Genomic DNA, 22,918 nt, shown 5'->3' with positions numbered 1-22,918 from the left:
AATTAAGCATATTCATTATGCGCCTGTAGGCGGGGGGTCGCAATGTGGGGAGCTTTTATCGCTAAAAGTGGTGAAAAAGCAGCCCGAAAGGACTGCTTTGCAGGATTTAATAGCGGGAAGGTACGCCGGCAGGACGCGTTTTGAAGCGGCGGTGCAGCCACATGTACTGTTCCGGCGCCATCATGATGCACTTCTCGACAACCTTGTTCATCCAGGCGGCGGTGGTCTCTGCGTCATCCAGCGGCGGTGAGCACTCTGGCGGCAACATAATCAACTGGTAGCCTTTGCCATCGGGCTTGCGACGCGGCACAAACGGCACCAGGCAGGCGCTGGACATTCGCGCGAGCATCCAGGTGCCGGAGGTGGTGGCGGCCTGCTCGACGGCAAAAAGCGGGACGAATACGCTGGAGCGCGGGCCATAGTCGTGGTCTGGCGCATACCAGACCACTTCGCCTTTTTTCAGCGCCCTAATCATCCCTTTCAGGTCTTTGCGATCGAGCATGGATTTGTTGGAGCGCATACGTCCCCAGGTCTGGAGCCAGTCGAGCAGTGGATTATCATTCGGCCGATAGACGCCGATGCCGGGTTCCTGCAAGCCAAACTGGCGCGCGCCCAGTTCCAGAGTTAAAAAGTGCAGCCCCACCAACAAAATGCCTCGCTGCTGGGCCTGAACGTCACGAATATGCTCCATGCCGATCACTTCGGTCCAGCGGGCGATGCGACGATCGGACCAGAACCAGGCCATTCCGGTTTCCAGCAGGCCCATACCGACGGATTCAAAATTTTTGACCACCATCGCATGGCGTTCACGCTCGCTCATCTCGGGAAAACAGAGTTCGAGATTACGATATGCAATTTTCGTCCGACGCTTCATCAGACGAAACGCCAGGTGGCCGATCGTATGGCCAAGACGATAGAGAATCGGATAGGGCAACTGCACGACCAACCAAAGTGAGCCAATACCGAGCCAGGTTAACCAATACCGTGGATGCAGTAATGCTGCGGAGAACTTAGGTAAATTCGTCATGTCTTTCCTGTTGTATACCTTAAAACGGGCAATTATCTGTATTGTTGCATTTTTTCGCTTTCAGAAAAAATTTGTGGCTCCAGGATGGCGATAAATGCAGCAAATGTTGTTAATTTTTTAGTTTGAAGAAAGAAATGTAGCGCAAAATGTATGGATGTAAATTGGCACTGATTGCTATATGATGCCGCCGATTCTGATTTTCACTTATTGCAGGACTCGTACACCATGCCAGTGTTACATAACCGCATTTCCAATGACGCCCTCAGAGCCCAGATGTTGGCTGAAACTGAGCCGCGCACAACCATTTCATTCTATAAATATTTTACCATCGCAGACCCGCAGGCCACACGCGATGCGTTGTATCAAAAGTTAACAGCGCTGAATGTTTTTGGTCGCATCTATCTGGCGCATGAAGGAATTAACGCCCAAATCAGCGTACCGCAAAGCCAGGTTGCGGCGTTTCGCCAGCAGTTGTATGCCTTTGATCCCGCACTCGACGGCGTGCGTCTGAATATTGCGCTGGAGGACGACGGGAAATCCTTCTGGGTGCTGCGGATGAAAGTGCGTGAGCGGATAGTGGCGGATGGCATTGAGGATCCGAGCTTTGACGCCAGTGATGTCGGCGATTATCTGAAGGCCGCTGAAGTGAACGCGATGCTCGACGACCCGGATGCGCTGTTCATCGATATGCGTAACCACTATGAATATGAAGTGGGCCATTTTGAGAATGCGCTGGAAATTCCGGCCGACACCTTCCGTGAGCAGTTGCCAAAAGCGGTCGAGATGATGCAGGAACACAAAGATAAAAAGATAGTGATGTACTGCACCGGCGGCATTCGCTGCGAAAAAGCCAGCGCCTGGATGAAGCACAACGGCTTCAGCAAAGTGTGGCACATTGAAGGCGGTATCATTGAGTATGCGCGCAAAGCCCGTGAGCAGGGGTTACCGGTGCGTTTCATCGGCAAAAACTTTGTGTTTGATGAGCGCATGGGTGAGCGCATTTCGGATGAGGTGATTGCCCATTGTCATCAGTGCGGCGCGCCGTGCGACAGCCACACGAACTGTAAAAATGACGGTTGCCATCTGCTGTTTATTCAGTGTCCGGCGTGTGCGCAGAAGTACAACGGCTGCTGTAGCGAGATCTGCTGCGAAGAGAGCGTGTTGCCGGAAGAAGAACAGCGTCGCCTTCGTGCGGGGCGCGAGAACGGCAATAAGATCTTTAATAAGTCGCGTGGACGGCTGAATACGAAACTGGGGATTCCGGATCCCGCCGAATAATCGTGTTGCCGGATGGCGGTGACAATACGTATCCGGCCAGCAATGTCAGGCCCGATAGCAACGCGCTATCGGGCATCATGTCTCTTTTACTTTTGCTGAACGCCTTCCACCGAGATGATCAAATCCACTTCCTGCGAGGCAGGGCCGAGATCGGTGGTGATGTTGAAATCCTTCAGCTTAATTTTCCCTTCGGCTTCAAAACCCGCACGTTTGCCGCCCCACGGATCGTCCCCCTGACCGATCATCTTCGCTTCCAGCGTTACCGGTTTCGTCACGCCGTTAAGCGTCAGGTTCCCGGTGATATCCAGTTCATCACCGTCTTTCTTCACGCTGGTAGAGGTAAAGGTCGCCTGCGGGAATTTCGCCGCATTCAGGAAGTCAGCGCTGCGCAGGTGCTTATCACGCTCGGCGTGGTTGGTATCGACGCTGCTGGTGTTGATGGTCACGTTCACTTTATCTGCCGCGGGATCCTTTTCATCAAAGGTAAAGGTTCCGTCGAAGTCTTTGAACGTTCCGTATAACCAGCTATACCCCAGGTGCTGAATGCGGAAATTAACAAAGGCATGTTGTCCCTCTTTGTCGATTTTATAATCCGCCGCGACGGCGGAGCCGGTGGCAAACAGCAGAGAGGCGAGAGTTAAACCCAGCAGGCTTTTTTTCATTTTTGAGCTCCATAGTCAGATGACGACTTACCCAACATGCGATTCAGGGTGTCGTCTTTATCGATAAAGTGGTGTTTAAAGGCCATCAGGCCATGCAGAATGGAAAGAATAACCACGGTCCAGGCCAGCCACAGGTGTACGCTTCCGGCGAGATCGGCCTGAACAGCGGCATCTGCGAAGGTCGCCGGGACGTCAAACCAGCCGAAAACGCTAATCGGTTTGCCGTCCGCCGTCGAGATCAGGTAACCGCTGATGACAATGCTAAACAACAGGAGGTACAACGCGAGGTGTCCCAGCGTCGCACCCGCTCGGGTCAGGGCCGAATAGCTTTTCAGCGCCTTTGGCGGTGGGGAGAGCAGACGCCAGATAACCCGAACGACCAGCCCCATCATCAGCAGGATCCCAATGCTCTTATGCAGTTCCGGCCCCTGGTGATACCAGCCGTCGTAATAGCTCAGCGTCACCATCCAGAGGCCGAGGGCAAACATACCGTAGACCACTAAAGCGGTCAGCCAGTGAAGCAGGGCGGAAATAAAACCATACCGTTGAGGAGTATTTGAAAACTGCATAAAAATTCCATTTCATATCTCAGGATTGAATGAAAATGGCGTGTCAGAGACATAAATGCAACTAAAAAATAACAATGAGAGTGATATTTGAAGTTATTTCAATAATTTTGCATGAACTTTTAGATTCCGTTCAATTCATTCGGCATAAACGACAGTATTGTGACAATTGGCGGGGTTGTTGAAGTGAATATATTATTCAAAAAATCAAAAAGAAAATTAGATAACTTTCAGCTTTTGTCAATATTTGTCAATAAAGCAGGCTCAGTAAAACAGGATGTAAATAACATCAAGAATGGCCAGCAGCGACCACAAAATAACGTAGAGCATGAAATGCTCGCGAATATTGTTGACCAGATAAAGAAACAGACGACGCATATTTAAATCACCATAAAAAAGGCCTCACTACGAGGCCAGTTAGCGATTATGCCTTAAATCGGGAGAGCCTGAATGGCGTCAGGTCAAAGGCCGATGGTTTTCCCTGGGCAAAGTCAGCGGCAATTTCACCCAATACCGAGGCAAATTTAAAACCGTGACCACTTAACCCGGTCACAATCAGCGTGTTGTCGTGGTCAGGTAGCGTGTCGATGATAAAGTCTTCATCCGGCGAGTTGTCATAGGTGCAGGCCGCACCGTGCAGACAACAGCCGACCCCTGGAAGGACATTGCGCAGAAACGGGAACGCTTCGGACCCATCGCTGGCGATACTGGCAAACGGTTTGCGTTCCGCCTCTGAATGAATAAGTTGCCCGCCGTTGTGCTTACCGATTTTCAGCTCGTCATTTTCCGCCGGGAAACCGTAGTACTGATCGCCATTGGGTAGTTCACCGGTGAAGGCCGGGAATTTATTCTTGATGCTATAGCGACCATCGGCCTGATACCAGGCAAACACTTTTCGTACCGGCTGGATTGGCAGATCGGGGATTAAGGTCTGAACCCAGGTACCGGCGCTCACCAGCGCTTTCTTTGCACTGTACTCGCCATCAGCCGTTTCAACGGTGACCCCGCCGTCATCATCATGATGAATGGCCGTCACCGGGCAGTTGAAGAGTTGTGCGCATCCGGCTTCTTCTGCCAGACGGATCCAGGTTTTTATCGCCAGCTCGCTGCGTAAAAAACCGGAATCCGCTTCGAACAGACCGGTGTAGTCTGCGGGGACGCGAATTTCAGGCCAGCGCGCCATAATGGCGGTAGCATCCAGTTGCTCAACGTTCAGTTGCCACTGTTTTGCGCTGTGCGCGACGTTCGCCAGGAAGGGCGAATCGGTTGGGCCGAGATTGATGACGCCGGAGCGTACAAATATTGGTTCTTCATTATGGGTGGAGAGTTCGTCCCACAGCGCCTGCGCACGTAGCACCAGTGGAACGTATTTTTCACCTTCACCGTACGCGTGGCGTATCAGCCGCGTATCGCCGTGATGGCTGCCCTGCTGATGCGGCGGCATATGTGCGTCGGTCATCAGAACGTTTAACCCGGCGCGAGTGGCATAATAACCTGCGGCTGCCCCAACGGACCCGCTGCCTATAATGATTAAGTCGTATTTCATCGGTTTCTCTTTGCTGTCGCGTTTGATGCAGAGTAAATAAGTGAAATGCGTAATACAACCCAGAAATAGCAAAGGCACCACGAAGGTGCCTTTTTAAGTGATAATGTCCGTCTCGTTAATGCCGACGGTACTCATTGACCTGGTAATCGCCGGATTCGATTTTGGCAATGCCGGCTTCTAATATCGAAATAAATTGTCTGGCAACATCGGTGGTTAACCAGAGCGTTTGGCCGACTTCCGTACCATCGGGTTCAGGACGATTCGGAGTCTGGTAGTGCAAACGCAGCATCAGCGCGTCATAGCTATCTACGGTGCTGATGTCCCATCCCACAAGCGGATGAGTCTGAATGACTTCATTATTCTTTTCCATCATGCCCCCTAATTCGTGTTACAAGACAACGGTTTTCGAGGTTCAATGCGTTTTTATCTGAAGCAACTTCAGTATATCAATAAATAAGGGTATTCACTGAGATTTTAAAGAGGGGGGAGCATAAATTTCTGCAAATTAAGAATTTGTGAGTAATTAATCACCATCTTGTTCACGCTTTTTAAGTATGTTGTGCAATGTTTTTGAGCAACAGGTGAAAATATAATCAATTATCAGGGGCGCGGGGGATTTTTAAATGATGCCAGTAAAGAGGTTGTCTGAAGGATAACAGGATAAAAAATGACAGGATAAAAAAGCCGGGGCGACCCGGCAAAAGAGACTACGGCATAGCATTTTTATTCTTTAATGAACCAGTCGTCGGCGCTTTCCCAGGTTTCCTGGAGAATTTCGCTGATCCGTTCTTTATCCTCTTTCGTCGCGCCAATCACGGACAAATTATTCGCCGCGGCGTAACGAACGGTTACGTTACCGTCATTATCGGGAAAGTGGTGAGTAATACGGCGGGAGAGTTCACCTGCCAGGGCGTCAATCGCACCGGCAGGCAAAGGTGAAGTTTTAGCAATGGTGACTTCAATACGCATAATGGCCCCCTGTTGAATATACTGGTTATTTATACAGTTAACCTGACCAGGTTACAACAGGCGGCGCTGATTTTTTTTTACTTTTTAATCGTCCAGCGTACCGTTTCGCCCCCGAGGAACGGTACCAGCGTATCGTCGGCCAGCGCGATGCTCTCCGGCACCTGCTGCTCCTCACGTACCAGTTCAATGAAGGTCTCATTCACCGGCAGGCCGTAGAATCGCGGACCGTTCAGTGAACAGAAGGCTTCAAAGTGCGCCAGGGCATTCATCTCTTCAAATACGCTCGCGTAACTCGCCAGCGCCGTTAGCGCGTTAAAGCATCCGGCGCAGCCACAGCTCGATTCCTTACGATGACGGGCATGCGGGGCGGAGTCGGTGCCGAGGAAGGCGCGTTCAAAACCGCTGGCAACCAGTTCTCGCAATGCCTGTTGGTGCACATTGCGCTTGAGGATCGGCAGGCAATAGAGGTGTGGGCGAATCCCTCCAACCAGCATGTGATTACGGTTAAACATCAGGTGCTGTGGCGTGATCGTCGCAGCCAGTAACTCGTTACCGTCACGGACATACTCCGCCGCATCTTTGGTGGTGATGTGCTCAAAGACGACTTTCAGCGCGGGCAGGCGCTGGCGCAGAGGTTCCATCACCGTTTCAATAAAGCGCGCTTCGCGGTCAAAAATGTCGATATCAGCGTGGGTGACTTCGCCATGCACCAGCAGCGGCATACCGAGTTTTTCCATACGCTCAAGGACCGGCATGATGGCGTCAATGGAGGTGACGCCGTGGCTGGAGTTGGTGGTGGCATTGGCCGGATAGAGTTTGGCTGCGGTGAATACGCCTTCGCGAAAACCTCGCTCCAGTTCAGCGGGATCCAGTGTGTCCGTTAAATAGCAGGTCATCAGCGGCGTGAAGGTGTGTCCGGCAGGGACCGCATCAAGAATGCGCTGGCGGTAGGCGATAGCCGCATCCACCGTGGTGATTGGTGGCGCCAGGTTGGGCATCACTATCGCACGTGCATAAATGTCGCTGGTGTACGGCACGACCGTCTTCAACATTTCGCCATCGCGAAGGTGAAGATGCCAGTCGTCTGGGCGGCGGATCTTTAAAACCTGGGAGGGTGCAGTCATCAATATGCTCCGGCTGGGGGATGTCATTTTTGCCGGAAACAAAGGATATGCGGAAACGTTTTCGTTTGCACGTAAAAAAAGGCGCCGCAGCGCCTTTGTCGGTTAATCCGTGAACGGGATGATGATTTCCCCCGGTTTCACCTCAATGCCTTTGGCATATTTTTTCGCCAGCGCTTCGCCTTTGCTGCTGTCTTCACGCAGGACATAGGCCGGTTGCTGATTAAAGTAATTACGCAGCGACTGGTTCAGATAGGGCATCAGGGTTTGCAGCACCGACTGCATTTTTTCCGGCGTCACGGTGGCATCCACCACCTCCATTTCCTGCAGGAAGATGGCCCCTTTTTCTTTATTAAAGACCGGCAGCGCTTTCAGTTTCAGCTTGATGGTCGCTTTCTGGCTGCCAAACAGTGAATTCATATCCAGGTTTGCGTCGCCGGTCAGCGTCACTTTGTTCGGCTCTTCACGTCCGATCTGGCTGGAAAGGTTGTTCAGTACGATATGCGCATCGGCAACGCCCGGAAGTCCGATATCTTTGGCAAAGTTGTTGCGCTTTTCAAGCGCCTGATTAATTTCTTGTTCGCTTACGGTGTACTGTGTGAGCTGATTACAGCCGGTCAACAGGCCGCCAACGATCAATGCGGCGGCAAAAAAAATCTTCTTCATGGGGTTCCTCTACATGATGCGGTCGTCATAATCCTGACATAACGCAGCATGTGTCACCAGCGCGAACTCCGCCAGTAGAAAAAACTGAAAATAGCGGTAGCCTGTGTGACCTGGCCACCGCCGGTGAGCGTTAAATCGCCATTGATGATAACAGATTGATCTGCGTCTGTTTCGCCATATTGTCGCGATAGTCTGCGACACGTGTCGGCCAGTTGATACCGGCCACCAGCGTCAGATTACGCAGTAGGGGAAATAACTGGATATCGTCTTCGGAAAGTTCACCGTTCACGCCATTTGGCTGCACGATGAGCTTATCCAGTGCGCGTAAATCGTCACTGATCTTTTTTGTCAGGCCAGCGGAATGGGCAAGATGGTCGGCAAAACTGCCAATCATCGCCTCTTTCTTTTCAGTAAAGTATCTACGTGCTGATGGAGTGGAAAATTCATCAAACGCGGATTTTGCAAAGCGGGGTAGCAGCAGGTGATTGGCGTAGCTGTTCACTTTGCGCAACCACTCGTCAATGGCTGGGTTTTTCTTGCCGGTGAGCAGCGGTTTGCCATCCAGTTTATCGACGTAATGGACGATGTCCATGCTTTCAGGCAGATAGCGGCTGTCGTCCTTTTGCAGAATGGGCACCATTTTCTGGCCAATCATGCGGGTTGGGGTTTCGTCATCGTCATTGGCTAAGACATTCAGTTCGACGGGGATATTCTTGAGGCCGAAAATCATGCGGGCTTTGATGCAGAAAGGGCAGTGATCGTAAATATAAAGCTTCACGTTTCTCCTCCATTTGACTGTCAGTTCCCTTTCAGTATGGAGGAGACACGCGCAGGTATCAAATCAGGCTCCGGGTTCCAGCATGCCGCGCGGCGTGCGCTTGTGGCTGAACTGCCAGCCCAGCGCCAGGAACGTGATGACGCCAATAATCCCCAGCATCATCCACGGCAGCTCCGGTTGCTGGAGCAGTTTCCCCATATCAAACAGCCAACCGCCGCCGATATACCCGATAGCACCTCCTATGGCTAACCCCAGTCGGCTAAAACCCATATAACTGCCGCGCGCCCGCGCATCTGACAGCGAGGCGCTGAGCGTTTCACGGGCAGGTTCGGCAATGATCGAACCAATATAGAAGGTGCAAATCAGCGTAAACAACTGTTGCAAGTCACTCACCAGTCCTACGGGTAACATACTCAGTGACATCAACAGCAGACCGGCCATCAGACGATGCTCAAGACGAAACCGTTTTTCGCTCCAGCGCGCAATAGGGTAGAGCAGCGTCAGCGAGAGGCAGGCCTCAATGGCATACATCCATTTCACGGCTGAAGGCGAACCGGCGATGTCATTGACCATAATCGGCAGCATCAGCATGACCTGTACCGCCAGCATGTAATAGCCCGCCAGCGTCAGCACATAGGTGACAAAGCGTTTGTCACTGAGCACCCGACCCATCCCTTCCCGTACCGGAATACGCACGGTAGAGAGTTTCCACGCGGGCAGCAGCCAGGCGTTAAAGGCGGCGCAAAGCACGAACAACAGAGCCCCGGTGGCGCAGACCAGACGGAAGTCATACTGCAACAGCCAACTGCCTAATAGCGCGCCGATAACGGCCCCTGCGCTGTCCTGCATCATCAATATTGAGAAGAAGCGACCCCGCTGATGCGGGCGAATCAGTTTTACCACCAACGCAGAGCGCGGCGGATCGAACAACGTGCCGCCGAGACCGGAGAGGAAACAGGAGAACCATAAAAGCCAGGGTTCATGGGCGATTCCCATTGTGGCAAACCCGGCGGCGCGCATCAGCATACCCGTGACGATCATCGGTTTCGCGCCAAAGCGGTCGGCAACCGCGCCGCCAAAAATTCCCAGCCCCTGTTGAATAAGCTGGCGCAGGCCAAGCGCAATACCGACCATCACGGCAGCCCAGCCCATTTGATCGACGAAACGAATTGAGATCAGCGGGAACACGACGAAGAAGCCCAACACGACCAGCATATTATCGATGAGCAGGAAAGTTTTACCCAGGTTCCTGGCCTGCGAGACACGCGACATTTCCCCTCCCGGGAAACACTCGTCATTCTTCGAATTGCAACCGTATTTGCGGCATTCGGATGATTGAGAGTATATAAAGCGAAGTACCTCCTATTCTGCGGCTTTGCTGCCTTTTTGCCCACCCTCGCCGGGACAATATTTTTTTATCAAAAGTCCATCTTGATAGAGAGTTTTCATCAAAATGGAGGAATAATTCAAAAAATGGCAAATTGCACTTTTCACAGGGTGGTTTTGCACAGGTATAGTAAATCAATCAGGGTATAACGACGGCGATTCGGGAAGGAGTTGGAATAACTATGTTTGGCTATCGCAGTAACGTGCCAAAAGTGCGCTTAACCACCGACCGCCTGGTCGTGCGTTTAGTGCATGAGCGTGATGCCTGGCGTCTGGCGGATTATTACGCAGAAAATCGTCATTTCTTGAAACCCTGGGAACCGATTCGTGATGAAAGCCACTGCTATCCCTCCGGCTGGCAGGCGCGGCTCGGCATGATTGCCGAATTTCACAAGCAAGGTTCCGCGTATTACTTTGCGCTGCTGGATCCTGATGAAAAGGAGATAATCGGGGTAGCAAACTTTTCTAACGTGGTGCGCGGGTCTTTCCATGCCTGCTATCTGGGCTATTCCATTGCGCAGAAATGGCAGGGACAGGGGCTGATGTTTGAAGCGCTGACCGCCGCTATCCGTTATATGCAGCGTACGCAACATATTCATCGCATTATGGCGAACTACATGCCGCACAATAAACGCAGCGGCGATTTACTGGCGCGACTCGGCTTTGAAAAAGAAGGCTACGCGAAAAATTATCTGTTGATTGACGGACAATGGCGCGATCACGTGCTGACGGCGTTAACGACATCAGAATGGACCGCAGGTCGGTGAGGACACCTTATGAAATATGAATTAACTGCCGCTGAAGCTCGCGTAATTGGCTGTTTGCTTGAAAAACAGGTCACCACGCCAGAGCAATATCCACTCTCCGTTAATAGCGTGGTCACCGCCTGCAATCAGAAAACCAACCGTGAACCGGTGATGAATATGGCGGATCGCGAGGTACAAGAACTGCTCGACAATCTGGTAAAACGCCATTTTCTGCGTACGGTCAGCGGCTTTGGAAGTCGAGTCACCAAGTACGAGCAGCGCTTCTGTAACTCGGAATTTGGTCAACTGAAACTGAGTCCGGCGGAAGTGGCGCTGGTCACGACGCTGCTGTTGCGTGGCGCGCAAACGCCGGGTGAATTGCGCAGCCGCGCGTCGCGGATGTACGAATTCAGCGACATGGCGGAAGTGGAAACGACGCTGGAGCGCCTGGCGACGCGTGAGGATGGTCCTTACGTCGTGCGTCTGGCCCGGGAGCCGGGTAAGCGTGAAAGTCGTTATATGCATCTGTTCTGCGGCGAAGTGCATGAGCCGATTGCCCAGGCCGATGAGCCACACGCGGCGACCGGGGATTTACAGGCTCGCGTCGAGGCGCTGGAAAGCGAAGTCGCTGCGCTGAAACAACGGCTCGAGTCGCTGCTGGAACATCTGGGAGAGTAACGTGACAAAATTACGTATCGGGGTGGTCGGTCTGGGGGGCATTGCCCAGAAAGCCTGGCTACCCGTGCTCGGCAACGCCAGCGACTGGACGTTACAGGCCGCCTGGTCGCCGTCGCGCGAAAAAGCAGAGAAAATCTGTGCAGCCTGGCGCATCCCGTATGCGGGGTCGCTGACCGACCTCGCCGCTGACTGCGACGCGGTGTTTGTCCACTCCAGTACGGCGACCCATTATGCCGTCGTTAGTGAATTGCTCAATGCGGGCGTGCATGTCTGCGTTGATAAGCCGTTGGCGGAAAATTTAGCGGATGCCGAACGGCTGGTGGCGCTGGCGGCGAAGAAAAAGCTGACATTGATGGTCGGGTTTAATCGCCGCTTTGCCCCGCTGTATCGCGAGCTAAAGGCCGGACTGGGCGCTGCTGCCTCTGTGCGAATGGATAAGCATCGTACCGACAGCGTGGGGCCCCACGACCTGCGGTTTACGCTGCTGGATGACTATCTGCATGTCGTGGACACCGCGCTGTGGCTGGCGGGGGGGCACGCGCAGCTCAACAACGGGACGCTACTCACCAACGACGCTGGCGAGATGCTGTATGCCGAGCACCATTTCACTGCCGGTCAGTTGCAATTGACGACCAGCATGCATCGTCGGGCGGGAAGTCAGCGCGAGAGCGTACAGGCGGTGACCGATGGCGGGCTGATTGACGTGACGGATATGCGCGAGTGGCGTGAAGAGCGTGGGCAGGGCGTGGTGCACAAACCGGTACCCGGCTGGCAAACCACGCTTGAACAGCGCGGATTCGCCGGTTGCGCGCGCCATTTTGTGGAATGCTTACAAAATCAGACGGTTCCGGAAACCGCCGGTGAGCAGGCGATCCTTGCACAGCGCGTGGTGGAAAAGCTCTGGCGCGAGGCGATGAGCGAATAACCCCCTGTAACATCTGGCGGTAGTAATTCACCATAATCCAGGTAGACTAAGCGCCTCTTCCAACGCCTGCACTGCAGGCGTTTTGCCGTAGGGTCTGGAATAAAAAAGCAATGAACCTATTAAAATCGCTGGCCGCCGTCAGCTCAATGACGATGTTTTCACGTGTGCTGGGTTTTGCACGTGACGCGATTGTCGCCAGAATCTTTGGTGCCGGAATGGCAACCGATGCCTTTTTTGTGGCATTCAAATTACCCAACCTGTTACGCCGCATTTTTGCGGAAGGGGCCTTTTCTCAGGCCTTTGTTCCGATTCTGGCTGAATACAAAAGCAAGCAGGGCGAAGATGCCACCCGCGTGTTTGTCTCTTATGTCTCGGGACTGCTGACGCTGGCGCTTGCCGTGGTCACCGTCGCCGGGATGCTGGCGGCGCCGTGGGTGATCATGGTGACGGCACCGGGTTTTGCCGACACCGCCGATAAATTCGCGCTGACCACCAAACTGCTGCAAATCACCTTTCCGTACATTCTGCTGATTTCGCTGGCATCGCTGGTTGGGGCGATTCTCAATACCTGGAACCGCTTCTCCATTCCGGCGTTTGCCCCTACGTTTTTGAACATCAGCATGATTGGTTTCGCGCTATTTGCCGCGCCGTATTTCAATCCGCCGGTACTGGCGCTGGCATGGGCAGTCACCGTCGGTGGCGTACTACAGCTGGTTTATCAGCTTCCGCATCTGAAAAAAATCGGCATGCTGGTGCTGCCGCGGGTTAACTTCCGCGATGCGGGCGCGATGCGCGTCGTGAAGCAAATGGGCCCGGCGATCCTCGGCGTCTCCGTCAGTCAGATCTCACTGATCATCAACACCATTTTCGCCTCCTTCCTCGCGTCCGGTTCCGTTTCGTGGATGTACTACGCGGATCGCCTGATGGAATTCCCGTCGGGTGTACTGGGGGTGGCGCTGGGGACAATCCTGCTGCCTTCGCTGTCGAAAAGCTTCGCCAGCGGTAACCATGATGAATACTGTCGTCTGATGGACTGGGGACTGCGACTGTGCTTCCTGTTGGCGCTGCCAAGCGCGGTGGCGATTGGGATCCTGTCAGGACCATTGATTACCTCATTGTTTCAGTACGGTAAATTCACCGCCTTTGATGCACTGATGACGCAGCGGGCGCTGATTGCCTATTCCGTGGGGCTGATGGGGCTGATTGTGGTGAAGGTGCTGGCACCGGGCTTCTATTCGCGTCAGGACATCAAAACGCCGGTTAAAATTGCCATTGTGACGCTTATCATGACCCAGTTGATGAACCTCGCGTTCATTGGGCCGCTGAAGCACGCCGGGCTGTCGCTGTCGATTGGTCTCGCCGCCTGTCTGAACGCGGGGCTGCTGTACTGGCAACTGCGCAAGCAGAATATTTTCACCCCGCAACCCGGCTGGATGCGTTTTTTAGTCCGTCTGATTATAGCCGTGCTGGTGATGGCAGCCGTGCTGGTTGGCATATTGCACATTATGCCGGAGTGGTCGCAGGGGACGATGCCGTGGCGTCTGCTTCGCCTGATGGCGGTGGTAGTTGCCGGTATCGCCGCCTACTTTGCCACGCTGGCGGTGATGGGCTTTAAAGTGAAAGAGTTTGCGCGCCGGACGGCGTAACCGAAACCGTTCCGGATGGCGAAATGCCGCCATCCGGAAACCATCAAATAGAGAATTTTTTCCCGCCGCGAGAGGCAGAAGAGGGTTGACCGTTCGCGCCGTACAGTGACGGTTCCTGATACGGCTTCAAAACCTCAAGCGCTTGTTGATTGCGCTGAATCTGATCTTCCAGCAGCCAGCCGTTATGCTGGTTCAGGTCGCGTAAGTACTGCGTCTTATCGGTAATCGCTTTCCAGCGTTCGGCCACGTCATCATTCGCGCTACGCGGTGGGTCTTGTTCCAGACGTCGCTGTTGTTCCAGATAGTCCAGGGTCGCCAGCAGAGAACTTTTTTCTTCTGTAATACGCTGCAGCTGGCTACCGTTAATGTGGCCCACGGAAAGTTGTTGCTGTTCGGCGTCCATTACCGTCTTCAGGTCATTCAGGACAGCCGTCATCTGATCGAGTATTTCTGACAAGCGAGTCATACGGTCAGTTACTCACTCTGGAGATAGCTCTGCGTCTCGCGAATCAGCGAGTCGGCAATTTTTCCCGTGTCCATCTTCAGCTCACCGTTACGAATAGCGGTTTTCAGTGCTTCAACGCGTTCCATGTTGATATCACCCGCGCCAGGCTGCATCAGTTTTGCCTGAGCATCGCTTAACGTCACGCTGGTACTGGTTGCCGTCGAGGTTTTTTCCTGACGTGCTTTGAGGACCGGCGCATCCGTGGCTTCACGCGCCTGGACGGTGCTAACGGGTTTTAAAGGTGAGGTACGGTCAATGCTCATTTTTATCATCCTCATCGAGGGGTTATGCTGTAGCGGCCAGCTATCATCTAATGTGTAATCACTATCGGCAGCCGCGACAGAATCTTTAACTCATTATAGGTTAATAAGAATATTCCCATCAGGATCGACGATACCGCTGACGACCTGACCCGATAACATTCTCACACGTGCGTTCTGCGCGACCGCCGCATTGTTCAGTGCCTTACCTTCCGCATTGACGCTAAACCCATCGCCGTTGGCAACCACCTGCACGCGCTGCCCGGCCTTAATACGCCACGCCTGACGCAACATATTGAGCTGGATAGGCTGTCCTGGCGCAAGATCGCGCAGACTTACCGCGTCCTGAACCTGGCTGATATCCAGCACGGTGCGGGGGGGAAGTTGGTCAAGGCGCCCGCGTTTTAGCGTAACGCTGGTTGGGCCAAGCGTCCCTCCACGGGTAACGGGCGCGGCGGCGACCACATAGTTTCCCGTCGCCTGCACGTTGACCTGCAGGTAACGTTTTTCATTGGCGCAACGTGCCAGCACATTCACGTTCCCCCACAGTTTTGCCCCGGTCATGCTGAACGCCGGCGTTTCACAATGCGGCAGCAGATTGGGCGGGGTACGGACGGTAACGACCACGTCGTCGCTGAATCCCGCCAGGCGCTGGACGAACCAGTCAGTCAACTGCGTATTCAAATCCTGTGCCAGCGTCAGGGGGCTGAACAGCAGCGCCAGCATGGCTAATCCACGTTTTAACGTTTGCATTTTCACCTCCCACCGTTTTCGCAATGACAGGATTCTACCCGTGTGACGCAACCATCAACGCAATAAATAGCGACCCATTTTGCGTTTATTCCAGCGATAACGCGCGCGTAATGGGATTTAAGCTGTCGGCTGAATTTTGTCATCTGCGGAGGAGATATGCTCGATAAGCTCGATGCCGCTTTACGTTTTCAACAGGAAGCGCTGAATCTGCGCGCCCAACGGCAAGAGGTGTTGGCCGCCAACATTGCTAACGCCGATACGCCGGGGTATCAGGCGCGCGACATGGATTTTGCCAGTGAGTTAAAAAAAGTCATGGTGCGTGGACGGCAAGAAACCAGCGGTGTGTCGCTGGCATTAACCTCCGCACAGCATATTCCCGCCCAGGCCATCACGGCACCGTCTACGGATCTGCTCTATCGCATTCCCGACCAGCCTTCGCTCGATGGCAATACCGTTGATATGGACCGGGAGCGCACGCAGTTTGCGGATAACAGCCTGAAGTACCAGATGAGTCTGACCGCACTGAGCGGACAGATTAAAGGCATGATGAACGTGCTACAGGGGGGGAACTAATCCGTGGCGCTGCTGAATATTTTTGATATTGCCGGTTCGGCATTAACGGCGCAGTCCAAGCGCCTGAACGTGGCAGCCAGTAACCTGGCCAACGCCGACAGCGTTACGGGACCGGATGGTCAACCGTATCGCGCAAAGCAGGTGGTCTTCCAGGTGGATGCGGCGCCTGGTGCGGCAACGGGCGGCGTGAAAGTGTCGGACGTCATTGAGAGCCAGGCACCGGACAAGCTGGTCTATGAGCCAGGCAATCCGCTGGCCGATGCCAATGGCTACGTGAAGATGCCTAACGTCGATGTGGTGGGCGAAATGGTTAATACCATGTCGGCCTCCCGCAGCTATCAGGCGAACGTCGAAGTCCTCAACACCGTTAAAAGCATGATGCTTAAAACGCTGACACTGGGCCAGTAAAGGAGGCAGCCATGTCTATTGCGGTAAACGTTAACGATCCGACTAACACCGGTGTGAAAAACACGGGCAGCGGGAGTTCCCTGTCAGGCAGCAATGCTGCCGATCTGCAAAGCAGCTTTCTGACGCTGCTGGTGGCACAACTGAAAAACCAGGATCCGACCAACCCGATGCAGAATAACGAGCTGACCACGCAGCTCGCGCAGATCAGCACCGTCAGTGGTATTGAGAAACTCAATACCACCCTCGGGTCGATTTCCGGGCAGATCGACAACAGCCAGTCATTACAGGCCAGCACGCTGATTGGTCATGGTGTGATGATCCCCGGCACCACCATTCTGGCGGGGAAAGGCACCGAAGAGGGGGCCACCACCACGACCACGCCGTTTGGCGTTGAGTTGCAACAGCCGGCTGACAAAGTCACCGCTACCATTACCGACAAAGACGGCAAAGTGGTGCGCACCATTGATATTGGCGCGCTGAAGGCCGGTGTCCATACCTTTACCTGGGATGGCACCCTGACCGATGGCACGACGGCGGCAAACGGCTCGTATAACGTGGCGATAACCGCCAGCAAAGATACGACGCAGTTGGTGGCGCAACCACTGCAATTTGCGCTGGTGCAAGGGGTGATTCGCAGCAGCAGCGGTAACACCCTGGATCTGGGCACTTACGGAACCACCACCCTCGACGAAGTACGGCAGATAATCTAAGCCTTCACACTAACCAGGAGTAATCATGGCCTTTTCTCAAGCGGTTAGCGGCCTGAATGCCGCAGCCACCAACCTCGATGTCATTGGTAACAACATCGCCAACTCCGCAACCTATGGTTTTAAATCCGGTGCGGCATCCTTTGCGGATATGTTTGCCGGTTCGAAAGTCGGTCTGGGGGTAAAAGTCGCAGGCATCACTCAGGACTTTACCGACGGCACGACCACCAACACCGGTCGCGGTCTGGATGTCGCCATCAGCCAGAACGGCTTCTTCCGTCTGGTCGACAGCAACGGTTCTGTTTTCTACAGCCGTAATGGTCAGTTTAAGCTCGATGAAAACCGTAACCTGGTCAACATGCAGGGCATGCAACTGACCGGCTATCCGGCAACCGGCACGCCGCCGACTATTCAGCAAGGGGCGAATCCGGCACCGATCACTATCCCGAATACGCTGATGGCCGCCAAAGCGACCACCACCGCGTCCATGCAGATCAACCTGAACTCCACCGATAAACTGCCGACCAAGACGCCATTCAGTCCGACGGACTCTGACTCCTATAACAAAAAAGGGTCTGTGACCGTTTACGACACGCAGGGTAACGCCCATGACATGAATATCTATTATGTCAAAATTGGGGATAACAAATGGGATGTCTACACTCAGGATGCCAGCGTGGCAGGAAGTACCGCCACCAAAAACGCGGTGATGAATTTTAGCACCAACGGTTCGTTGGTCTCCGTCAATAACTACGTTGAGCAGCCGATTGATCCAGCCGATCCTGCGGCCGGTACTGAGCTTGTTGAAGGTCCTGCTAACGCGCAGCCGCAAATCCAGATTACAACAGGCACGATCAATGGCGCAGTGCCGGCGAATTTCTCCCTCAGCTTCCTGAACTCCATGCAGCAGAACACCGGTGCGAACAATATCGTCGCCACTAATCAGAACGGCTACAAGCCGGGCGATCTGGTCAGCTATCAGATTAACGACGATGGCACCGTGGTCGGCAACTACTCCAACGAACAGAAACAGGTGTTAGGGCAGATAGTGCTGGCGAACTTCGCCAACAACGAAGGTCTGGCTTCCCAGGGGGATAACGTCTGGGCCGCCACGCAGGCGTCCGGCGTGGAGCTGCTGGGGACGGCGGGGACCGGTAACTTCGGTAAGCTGACCAACGGTGCGCTGGAGGCTTCGAACGTGGATCTGAGTAAAGAACTGGTGAACATGATCGTCGCCCAGCGTAACTATCAGTCGAACGCGCAGACCATCAAAACCCAGGACCAGATCCTCAACACGCTGGTTAACCTGCGCTAAGCGCCTGACGGGATAACGTAATGGATCACGCAATCTATACCGCGATGGGGGCGGCCAGTCAGACGCTGAACCAACAGGCGGTGACGGCCAGCAACCTGGCGAACGCCTCAACGCCGGGATTTCGTGCGCAGCTCAATGCGCTGCGCGCCGTGCCCGTCGAAGGGCTGTCGTTGCCGACGCGTACGCTGGTCACGGCGTCCACGCCGGGTGCCGATATGACGCCGGGCCAGATGGATTACACCTCACGTCCGCTGGACGTGGCGTTACAGCAGGACGGTTGGCTGGCGGTGCAGACCGCGAACGGCAGCGAAGGGTATACCCGTAACGGCAGCATTCAGGTTGATCCGACCGGACAGTTGACCATTCAGGGGCACCCGGTGATTGGCGAAGCCGGGCCAATTGCGGTTCCGGAAGGTTCGGAAATCACCATCGCGGCGGACGGCACCATCTCCGCGCTTAATCCAGGCGATCCGGCGAATACTATCGCGCCGGTGGGCCGTCTGAAGCTGGTGAAGGCCGAGGGTAACGAAGTGCAGCGCGGCGATGACGGGATGTTCCGTCTGACCGCTGCCGCACAGGCCACCCGTGGCCCGGTGTTGCAGGCCGATCCGACCATTCGCGTGATGTCGGGCGTACTGGAGGGCAGCAACGTCAACGCGGTGTCCGCCATGAGCGACATGATCGCCAGCGCCCGCCGTTTTGAAATGCAGATGAAGGTTATCAGCAGCGTGGATGACAACGCTGGTCGCGCTAACCAACTGCTGTCGATGACTTAATACAGGACATTTTATGATCAGTTCATTATGGATCGCCAAAACCGGCCTGGACGCGCAGCAAACCAACATGGATGTGATTGCCAACAACCTGGCAAACGTCAGCACCAATGGTTTTAAGCGCCAGCGCGCGGTGTTTGAAGATCTGCTTTACCAGACCATTCGTCAGCCTGGCGCGCAGTCTTCTGAGCAAACCACGCTGCCGTCCGGTCTGCAAATCGGTACCGGCGTGCGTCCGGTGGCGACCGAGCGTCTGCACAGCCAGGGCAATCTGTCGCAAACCAACAACAGTAAAGACGTTGCGATTAAAGGTCAGGGGTTCTTCCAGGTCCTGCTGCCGGATGGCACTTCAGCGTATACCCGCGATGGATCATTCCAGGTCGATCAGAACGGTCAACTGGTGACCGCTGGCGGCTTTCAGGTTCAGCCGGCGATTACCATTCCGGCTAACGCTCTGAGCATCACCATCGGTCGTGACGGTGTGGTGAGCGTGACCCAGCAGGGACAGGCGGCACCCGTTCAGGTGGGTCAGCTTAACCTGACGACCTTTATGAACGATACCGGTCTGGAGAGTATCGGCGAAAACCTGTACACCGAAACCCAGTCTTCCGGCGCGCCGAATGAGAGCACGCCAGGTCTGAACGGGGCCGGTCTGTTGTACCAGGGCTACGTTGAGACGTCCAACGTCAACGTCGCGGAAGAACTGGTCAACATGATTCAGGTTCAACGCGCTTACGAAATCAACAGCAAAGCGGTCTCAACGACCGACCAGATGCTGCAAAAACTGACGCAACTTTAAGGCGTTGTCCGGTGAGGCTTTCGCTTCACCGGCACCCTGATTCAGAAGATAAAGGCAATGCAAAAAAACGCTGCGCACGCTTACCCGATCATGGCCCTGCTGGTGGTTTCACTGTCAGGATGTGCCTGGATACCTTCCACTCCGCTCGTCCAGGGCGCGACCACGGCGCAGCCTATTCCTGGCCCGACGCCGGTGGCAAATGGTTCGATTTTTCAGTCCGCGCAGCCCATCAACTATGGCTATCAGCCACTGTTTGAAGACCGTCGTCCGCGCAACATCGGCGATACGCTGACCATCGTACTGCAGGAAAACGTCAGTGCCAGTAAGAGCTCTTCCGCCAACGCCAGTCGCGATGGCAAAACTAACTTTGGCTTTGATACCGTTCCGCGCTATCTGCAAGGGTTATTCGGCAACGCGCGAGCGGACGTCGAGGCTTCCGGCGGTAACACCTTTAACGGTAAGGGCGGGGCCAACGCCAGCAATACCTTTAGCGGCACGCTGACCGTGACCGTCGATCAGGTGCTGGTTAACGGCAATTTACATGTCGTGGGTGAAAAACAGATTGCCATTAACCAGGGCACTGAGTTCATCCGCTTCTCCGGGGTTGTGAATCCGCGCACCATCAGCGGCAGCAACTCCGTTCCGTCAACGCAGGTTGCGGATGCACGTATTGAATATGTCGGTAACGGCTACATCAACGAAGCGCAAAATATGGGCTGGCTCCAGCGTTTCTTCCTTAACCTGTCGCCGATGTAAGCGAGGTCTCCCATGTTGAAATCTGTTGTTGGACTGGTTCTGGTCCTCGTCGCCACGCTGGCGCACGCCGATCGTATCCGCGATTTGACCAGCGTGCAGGGCGTGCGTGAAAACTCGTTAATTGGCTATGGGCTGGTGGTGGGGCTGGACGGGACCGGTGACCAGACCACCCAGACGCCATTTACCACACAAACCCTGAACAACATGCTCTCGCAGCTCGGGATCACTGTGCCGACCGGGACGAACATGCAGTTGAAAAACGTCGCGGCGGTGATGGTTACCGCCTCCTTCCCGGCTTTTGGCCGCCAGGGACAAACCATCGACGTGGTGGTGTCTTCGCTGGGGAACGCCAAAAGTCTGCGCGGCGGTACGCTGCTGATGACGCCGTTGAAAGGGGTCGACAGCCAGGTATATGCGCTGGCGCAGGGGAATATTTTAGTCGGCGGCGCCGGGGCGTCTGCGGGGGGCAGCAGCGTGCAGGTGAACCAGCTTAACGGCGGTCGAATCACCAACGGGGCCACGATTGAACGTGAGTTGCCCAGCCAGTTCGGCGCGGGTAACACGCTGAACCTGCAACTGAATAATGAAGATTTCACCATGGCGCAGCAAATTGCTGACACCATCAACCGGTCGCGCGGCTTTGGCAGCGCCACCGCGCTGGATGCGCGTACGATTCAGGTTCGCGTGCCGAGCGGCAACAGTTCTCAGGTTCGCTTCCTGGCGGATATCCAGAACATGGAGGTGAGCATGACGCCGCAGGATGCGAAAGTGGTGATCAACTCACGTACCGGTTCAGTGGTGATGAACCGCGAAGTGATGCTGGATAGCTGTGCCGTTGCGCAGGGGAATCTCTCCGTCACCGTTAACCGTCAGGCTAACGTAAGCCAGCCGGATACGCCGTTTGGCGGCGGTCAGACGGTGGTTACGCCGCAAACGCAGATCGATCTGCGCCAGAGCGGCGGTTCGCTGCAAAGCGTCCGCTCCAGTGCCAATCTGAACAACGTGGTCCGTGCGCTGAATGCGCTGGGGGCAACGCCGATGGATCTGATGTCAATTCTGCAGTCCATGCAGAGCGCCGGTTGCTTACGCGCGAAACTGGAAATCATCTGATGATTAGCGACAGCAAACTGATGGCCAGCGCCGCCTGGGATGCACAATCGCTGAACGAACTGAAGGCGAAAGCGGGTCAGGATCCGGCGGCGAACATCCGTCCGGTGGCCCGACAGGTGGAAGGGATGTTCGTCCAGATGATGCTGAAAAGCATGCGCGAAGCGCTGCCGAAAGACGGCGTCTTCAGCAGCGATCAGACGCGCCTGTATACCAGCATGTATGACCAGCAGATTGCGCAGCAGATGACCGCCGGGAAAGGACTGGGGCTGGCGGAAATGATGGTTAAGCAGATGACGCAGGGGCAGACGCAGCCAGCGGAAGATACCCCGCAGGTGCCGATGAAGTTCCCGCTGGAAACGGTGACCAGTTATCAGAATCAGGCGCTGACGCAACTGGTGCGTAAAGCGATGCCGAGAACGCTGGAGAGCAATGATGAACCGCTCTCCGGCGACAGCAAAGACTTCCTCGCCCAGTTGTCCCTTCCGGCTCGTCTGGCCAGTGAACAGAGCGGCGTACCGCATCACCTGATTCTGGCGCAGGCGGCGCTGGAATCGGGCTGGGGCCAGCGGCAGATTCGCCGGGAAAACGGCGAGCCGAGCTTCAACCTGTTTGGCGTGAAGGCCTCCGGCAACTGGAAAGGGCCAGTGACGGAAATCACTACCACTGAATATGAAAACGGCGAAGCGAAAAAGGTGAAGGCCAAGTTCCGCGTGTACAGCTCGTATCTCGAAGCGCTGTCGGATTACGTTGGTCTGCTGACCCGTAATCCGCGCTACGCTGCCGTGACCACGGCGGTCACGGCGGAGCAGGGCGCACAGGCATTGCAGAGCGCGGGCTATGCCACCGATCCGAACTATGCGCGTAAATTGACCAGCATGATCCAACAGCTGAAGTCGATGAGCGAGAAGGTGAGCAACGCCTACAGCACGAATCTCGACAATCTCTTCTAAAGGGCTCAAGTCCCA

General features: G+C 54.8%; 28 protein-coding genes. 14 read left to right on the top strand and 14 right to left on the bottom strand.

Features of this window, described 5'->3' with window-relative positions:
• Nucleotides 1–106: 106 nt before the first annotated feature.
• Nucleotides 107–1,027: an LpxL/LpxP family Kdo(2)-lipid IV(A) lauroyl/palmitoleoyl acyltransferase gene (gene lpxL / locus GBC03_19945; GenBank protein ID QFS72313.1), complete on the bottom strand. Its 921-nt coding sequence runs from the start codon at nucleotides 1,025–1,027 to the stop codon at nucleotides 107–109.
• A 225-nt stretch (nucleotides 1,028–1,252) separates the two neighbouring features.
• On the opposite strand from lpxL, the gene GBC03_19940 reads away from it, so the two are divergent.
• Nucleotides 1,253–2,305: a rhodanese-related sulfurtransferase gene (locus GBC03_19940; protein ID QFS72312.1), complete on the top strand. Its 1,053-nt coding sequence runs from the start codon at nucleotides 1,253–1,255 to the stop codon at nucleotides 2,303–2,305.
• An 86-nt stretch (nucleotides 2,306–2,391) separates the two neighbouring features.
• On the opposite strand, the gene GBC03_19935 is transcribed toward GBC03_19940, so the two are convergent.
• The 10 genes from GBC03_19935 to mdtH all read right to left on the bottom strand — a co-directional run bounded on the left by GBC03_19935 (nucleotide 2,392) and on the right by mdtH (nucleotide 9,885).
• Nucleotides 2,392–2,967 carry a YceI family protein gene (locus GBC03_19935; protein ID QFS72311.1) on the bottom strand — a complete coding sequence of 192 codons (576 nt, stop codon included), beginning with the start codon at nucleotides 2,965–2,967 and terminating at the stop codon, nucleotides 2,392–2,394.
• Nucleotides 2,964–3,536 carry a cytochrome b gene (locus GBC03_19930; protein QFS72310.1) on the bottom strand — a complete coding sequence of 191 codons (573 nt, stop codon included), beginning with the start codon at nucleotides 3,534–3,536 and terminating at the stop codon, nucleotides 2,964–2,966. The genes GBC03_19935 and GBC03_19930 overlap by 4 nt, the downstream gene beginning before the upstream one ends.
• Before the next feature lie 261 nt (nucleotides 3,537–3,797).
• Nucleotides 3,798–3,911, bottom strand: coding sequence for a DUF2770 domain-containing protein (locus tag GBC03_19925; protein QFS72309.1), 114 nt, complete (start codon nucleotides 3,909–3,911; stop codon nucleotides 3,798–3,800).
• A 46-nt stretch (nucleotides 3,912–3,957) separates the two neighbouring features.
• On the bottom strand, nucleotides 3,958–5,079 hold the full coding sequence (gene solA / locus GBC03_19920; GenBank protein QFS72308.1) for an N-methyl-L-tryptophan oxidase: 1,122 nt from the start codon (nucleotides 5,077–5,079) through the stop codon (nucleotides 3,958–3,960).
• A gap of 115 nt (nucleotides 5,080–5,194) precedes the next feature.
• Entirely contained in the window at nucleotides 5,195–5,449 is a 255-nt protein-coding gene (gene bssS / locus GBC03_19915; protein QFS74078.1) for a biofilm formation regulator BssS, read from the bottom strand.
• Between the two features lie 353 nt (nucleotides 5,450–5,802).
• A complete protein-coding gene (gene dinI / locus GBC03_19910; protein QFS72307.1) occupies nucleotides 5,803–6,048 on the bottom strand; it encodes a DNA damage-inducible protein I in 246 nt (81 codons plus the stop codon).
• A gap of 77 nt (nucleotides 6,049–6,125) precedes the next feature.
• Nucleotides 6,126–7,172 carry a dihydroorotase gene (gene pyrC, locus GBC03_19905; protein QFS72306.1) on the bottom strand — a complete coding sequence of 349 codons (1,047 nt, stop codon included), beginning with the start codon at nucleotides 7,170–7,172 and terminating at the stop codon, nucleotides 6,126–6,128.
• Between the two features lie 102 nt (nucleotides 7,173–7,274).
• Entirely contained in the window at nucleotides 7,275–7,835 is a 561-nt protein-coding gene (locus GBC03_19900; protein ID QFS72305.1) for a lipoprotein, read from the bottom strand.
• Between the two features lie 130 nt (nucleotides 7,836–7,965).
• Nucleotides 7,966–8,613 (bottom strand): glutaredoxin 2, encoded by a 648-nt coding sequence (gene grxB, locus GBC03_19895; protein QFS72304.1) that lies wholly within the window; start codon nucleotides 8,611–8,613, stop codon nucleotides 7,966–7,968.
• Nucleotides 8,614–8,676: 63 nt separating this feature from the next.
• Nucleotides 8,677–9,885, bottom strand: a complete 1,209-nt coding sequence (gene mdtH, locus GBC03_19890) for a multidrug efflux MFS transporter MdtH (protein ID QFS72303.1) — start codon at nucleotides 9,883–9,885, stop codon at nucleotides 8,677–8,679.
• 296 nt (nucleotides 9,886–10,181) lie between these two features.
• On the opposite strand from mdtH, the gene rimJ reads away from it, so the two are divergent.
• From rimJ to murJ, 4 genes are all read left to right on the top strand, one after another.
• Nucleotides 10,182–10,766 carry a 30S ribosomal protein S5 alanine N-acetyltransferase gene (rimJ, locus tag GBC03_19885; GenBank protein ID QFS72302.1) on the top strand — a complete coding sequence of 195 codons (585 nt, stop codon included), beginning with the start codon at nucleotides 10,182–10,184 and terminating at the stop codon, nucleotides 10,764–10,766.
• Between the two features lie 9 nt (nucleotides 10,767–10,775).
• Nucleotides 10,776–11,423 carry a DUF480 domain-containing protein gene (locus tag GBC03_19880; GenBank protein ID QFS72301.1) on the top strand — a complete coding sequence of 216 codons (648 nt, stop codon included), beginning with the start codon at nucleotides 10,776–10,778 and terminating at the stop codon, nucleotides 11,421–11,423.
• 1 nt (nucleotide 11,424) lies between these two features.
• Nucleotides 11,425–12,348 carry a gfo/Idh/MocA family oxidoreductase gene (locus GBC03_19875; GenBank protein ID QFS72300.1) on the top strand — a complete coding sequence of 308 codons (924 nt, stop codon included), beginning with the start codon at nucleotides 11,425–11,427 and terminating at the stop codon, nucleotides 12,346–12,348.
• 110 nt (nucleotides 12,349–12,458) lie between these two features.
• Nucleotides 12,459–13,994 (top strand): murein biosynthesis integral membrane protein MurJ, encoded by a 1,536-nt coding sequence (murJ, locus tag GBC03_19870; GenBank protein QFS72299.1) that lies wholly within the window; start codon nucleotides 12,459–12,461, stop codon nucleotides 13,992–13,994.
• A 43-nt stretch (nucleotides 13,995–14,037) separates the two neighbouring features.
• Here murJ and flgN read toward each other — a convergent pair whose 3' ends face one another.
• From flgN to flgA, 3 genes are all read right to left on the bottom strand, one after another.
• The gene (flgN, locus tag GBC03_19865; GenBank protein ID QFS72298.1) at nucleotides 14,038–14,460 is read right to left on the bottom strand and encodes a flagella biosynthesis chaperone FlgN; all 423 of its coding nucleotides are present in this window, start codon (nucleotides 14,458–14,460) and stop codon (nucleotides 14,038–14,040) included.
• Between the two features lie 8 nt (nucleotides 14,461–14,468).
• The gene (flgM, locus tag GBC03_19860; GenBank protein QFS72297.1) at nucleotides 14,469–14,762 is read right to left on the bottom strand and encodes an anti-sigma-28 factor FlgM; all 294 of its coding nucleotides are present in this window, start codon (nucleotides 14,760–14,762) and stop codon (nucleotides 14,469–14,471) included.
• Between the two features lie 93 nt (nucleotides 14,763–14,855).
• Entirely contained in the window at nucleotides 14,856–15,512 is a 657-nt protein-coding gene (gene flgA / locus GBC03_19855) for a flagellar basal body P-ring formation protein FlgA (protein ID QFS72296.1), read from the bottom strand.
• 156 nt (nucleotides 15,513–15,668) lie between these two features.
• Here flgA and flgB point away from each other — a divergent pair, with 156 nt between their 5' ends.
• The 9 genes from flgB to flgJ are packed head-to-tail and all read left to right on the top strand — an operon-like array spanning nucleotide 15,669 to nucleotide 22,903.
• On the top strand, nucleotides 15,669–16,085 hold the full coding sequence (gene flgB / locus GBC03_19850; protein ID QFS72295.1) for a flagellar basal body rod protein FlgB: 417 nt from the start codon (nucleotides 15,669–15,671) through the stop codon (nucleotides 16,083–16,085).
• A 3-nt stretch (nucleotides 16,086–16,088) separates the two neighbouring features.
• Nucleotides 16,089–16,493 (top strand): flagellar basal body rod protein FlgC, encoded by a 405-nt coding sequence (gene flgC, locus GBC03_19845; GenBank protein ID QFS72294.1) that lies wholly within the window; start codon nucleotides 16,089–16,091, stop codon nucleotides 16,491–16,493.
• Between the two features lie 11 nt (nucleotides 16,494–16,504).
• Nucleotides 16,505–17,203, top strand: coding sequence for a flagellar hook assembly protein FlgD (flgD, locus tag GBC03_19840; GenBank protein QFS72293.1), 699 nt, complete (start codon nucleotides 16,505–16,507; stop codon nucleotides 17,201–17,203).
• A gap of 25 nt (nucleotides 17,204–17,228) precedes the next feature.
• A complete protein-coding gene (locus GBC03_19835; GenBank protein QFS72292.1) occupies nucleotides 17,229–18,515 on the top strand; it encodes a flagellar hook-basal body complex protein in 1,287 nt (428 codons plus the stop codon).
• 20 nt (nucleotides 18,516–18,535) lie between these two features.
• A complete protein-coding gene (locus tag GBC03_19830) occupies nucleotides 18,536–19,291 on the top strand; it encodes a flagellar hook-basal body complex protein (protein ID QFS72291.1) in 756 nt (251 codons plus the stop codon).
• 13 nt (nucleotides 19,292–19,304) lie between these two features.
• Nucleotides 19,305–20,087 carry a flagellar basal-body rod protein FlgG gene (gene flgG, locus GBC03_19825; GenBank protein QFS72290.1) on the top strand — a complete coding sequence of 261 codons (783 nt, stop codon included), beginning with the start codon at nucleotides 19,305–19,307 and terminating at the stop codon, nucleotides 20,085–20,087.
• A gap of 57 nt (nucleotides 20,088–20,144) precedes the next feature.
• Complete coding sequence (flgH, locus tag GBC03_19820) at nucleotides 20,145–20,843, top strand: flagellar basal body L-ring protein FlgH (GenBank protein QFS72289.1); 699 nt, start codon at nucleotides 20,145–20,147, stop codon at nucleotides 20,841–20,843.
• Between the two features lie 12 nt (nucleotides 20,844–20,855).
• Nucleotides 20,856–21,953, top strand: a complete 1,098-nt coding sequence (flgI, locus tag GBC03_19815) for a flagellar basal body P-ring protein FlgI (protein QFS72288.1) — start codon at nucleotides 20,856–20,858, stop codon at nucleotides 21,951–21,953.
• Complete coding sequence (gene flgJ / locus GBC03_19810; protein QFS72287.1) at nucleotides 21,953–22,903, top strand: flagellar assembly peptidoglycan hydrolase FlgJ; 951 nt, start codon at nucleotides 21,953–21,955, stop codon at nucleotides 22,901–22,903. Before flgI ends, flgJ begins: the two co-directional genes overlap by 1 nt.
• The last annotated feature ends 15 nt before the right edge of the window (nucleotides 22,904–22,918 follow it).

Origin of the sequence: Citrobacter telavivensis (genome assembly GCA_009363175.1) — a bacterium.
Lineage (GTDB): Bacteria > Pseudomonadota > Gammaproteobacteria > Enterobacterales > Enterobacteriaceae > Citrobacter_A > Citrobacter_A telavivensis.
Note: the sequence above shows the minus strand (reverse complement) of the source record. Positions and strands in the feature narration are given on the sequence as shown.

What these genes read in the sequence shown, in the direction of transcription:
- lpxL (QFS72313.1), bottom strand. Translation starts at nt 1,027, where the DNA reads ATGACGAATTTACCTAAGTTCTCCGCAGCATTACTGCATCCACGGTAT.
- GBC03_19940 (QFS72312.1), top strand. Translation starts at nt 1,253, where the DNA reads ATGCCAGTGTTACATAACCGCATTTCCAATGACGCCCTCAGAGCCCAG.
- GBC03_19935 (QFS72311.1), bottom strand. Translation starts at nt 2,967, where the DNA reads ATGAAAAAAAGCCTGCTGGGTTTAACTCTCGCCTCTCTGCTGTTTGCC.
- GBC03_19930 (QFS72310.1), bottom strand. Translation starts at nt 3,536, where the DNA reads ATGCAGTTTTCAAATACTCCTCAACGGTATGGTTTTATTTCCGCCCTG.
- GBC03_19925 (QFS72309.1), bottom strand. Translation starts at nt 3,911, where the DNA reads ATGCGTCGTCTGTTTCTTTATCTGGTCAACAATATTCGCGAGCATTTC.
- solA (QFS72308.1), bottom strand. Translation starts at nt 5,079, where the DNA reads ATGAAATACGACTTAATCATTATAGGCAGCGGGTCCGTTGGGGCAGCC.
- bssS (QFS74078.1), bottom strand. Translation starts at nt 5,449, where the DNA reads ATGGAAAAGAATAATGAAGTCATTCAGACTCATCCGCTTGTGGGATGG.
- dinI (QFS72307.1), bottom strand. Translation starts at nt 6,048, where the DNA reads ATGCGTATTGAAGTCACCATTGCTAAAACTTCACCTTTGCCTGCCGGT.
- pyrC (QFS72306.1), bottom strand. Translation starts at nt 7,172, where the DNA reads ATGACTGCACCCTCCCAGGTTTTAAAGATCCGCCGCCCAGACGACTGG.
- GBC03_19900 (QFS72305.1), bottom strand. Translation starts at nt 7,835, where the DNA reads ATGAAGAAGATTTTTTTTGCCGCCGCATTGATCGTTGGCGGCCTGTTG.
- mdtH (QFS72303.1), bottom strand. Translation starts at nt 9,885, where the DNA reads ATGTCGCGTGTCTCGCAGGCCAGGAACCTGGGTAAAACTTTCCTGCTC.
- rimJ (QFS72302.1), top strand. Translation starts at nt 10,182, where the DNA reads ATGTTTGGCTATCGCAGTAACGTGCCAAAAGTGCGCTTAACCACCGAC.
- GBC03_19880 (QFS72301.1), top strand. Translation starts at nt 10,776, where the DNA reads ATGAAATATGAATTAACTGCCGCTGAAGCTCGCGTAATTGGCTGTTTG.
- murJ (QFS72299.1), top strand. Translation starts at nt 12,459, where the DNA reads ATGAACCTATTAAAATCGCTGGCCGCCGTCAGCTCAATGACGATGTTT.
- flgN (QFS72298.1), bottom strand. Translation starts at nt 14,460, where the DNA reads ATGACTCGCTTGTCAGAAATACTCGATCAGATGACGGCTGTCCTGAAT.
- flgM (QFS72297.1), bottom strand. Translation starts at nt 14,762, where the DNA reads ATGAGCATTGACCGTACCTCACCTTTAAAACCCGTTAGCACCGTCCAG.
- flgA (QFS72296.1), bottom strand. Translation starts at nt 15,512, where the DNA reads ATGCAAACGTTAAAACGTGGATTAGCCATGCTGGCGCTGCTGTTCAGC.
- flgB (QFS72295.1), top strand. Translation starts at nt 15,669, where the DNA reads ATGCTCGATAAGCTCGATGCCGCTTTACGTTTTCAACAGGAAGCGCTG.
- flgD (QFS72293.1), top strand. Translation starts at nt 16,505, where the DNA reads ATGTCTATTGCGGTAAACGTTAACGATCCGACTAACACCGGTGTGAAA.
- GBC03_19835 (QFS72292.1), top strand. Translation starts at nt 17,229, where the DNA reads ATGGCCTTTTCTCAAGCGGTTAGCGGCCTGAATGCCGCAGCCACCAAC.
- GBC03_19830 (QFS72291.1), top strand. Translation starts at nt 18,536, where the DNA reads ATGGATCACGCAATCTATACCGCGATGGGGGCGGCCAGTCAGACGCTG.
- flgG (QFS72290.1), top strand. Translation starts at nt 19,305, where the DNA reads ATGATCAGTTCATTATGGATCGCCAAAACCGGCCTGGACGCGCAGCAA.
- flgH (QFS72289.1), top strand. Translation starts at nt 20,145, where the DNA reads ATGCAAAAAAACGCTGCGCACGCTTACCCGATCATGGCCCTGCTGGTG.
- flgI (QFS72288.1), top strand. Translation starts at nt 20,856, where the DNA reads ATGTTGAAATCTGTTGTTGGACTGGTTCTGGTCCTCGTCGCCACGCTG.
- flgJ (QFS72287.1), top strand. Translation starts at nt 21,953, where the DNA reads ATGATTAGCGACAGCAAACTGATGGCCAGCGCCGCCTGGGATGCACAA.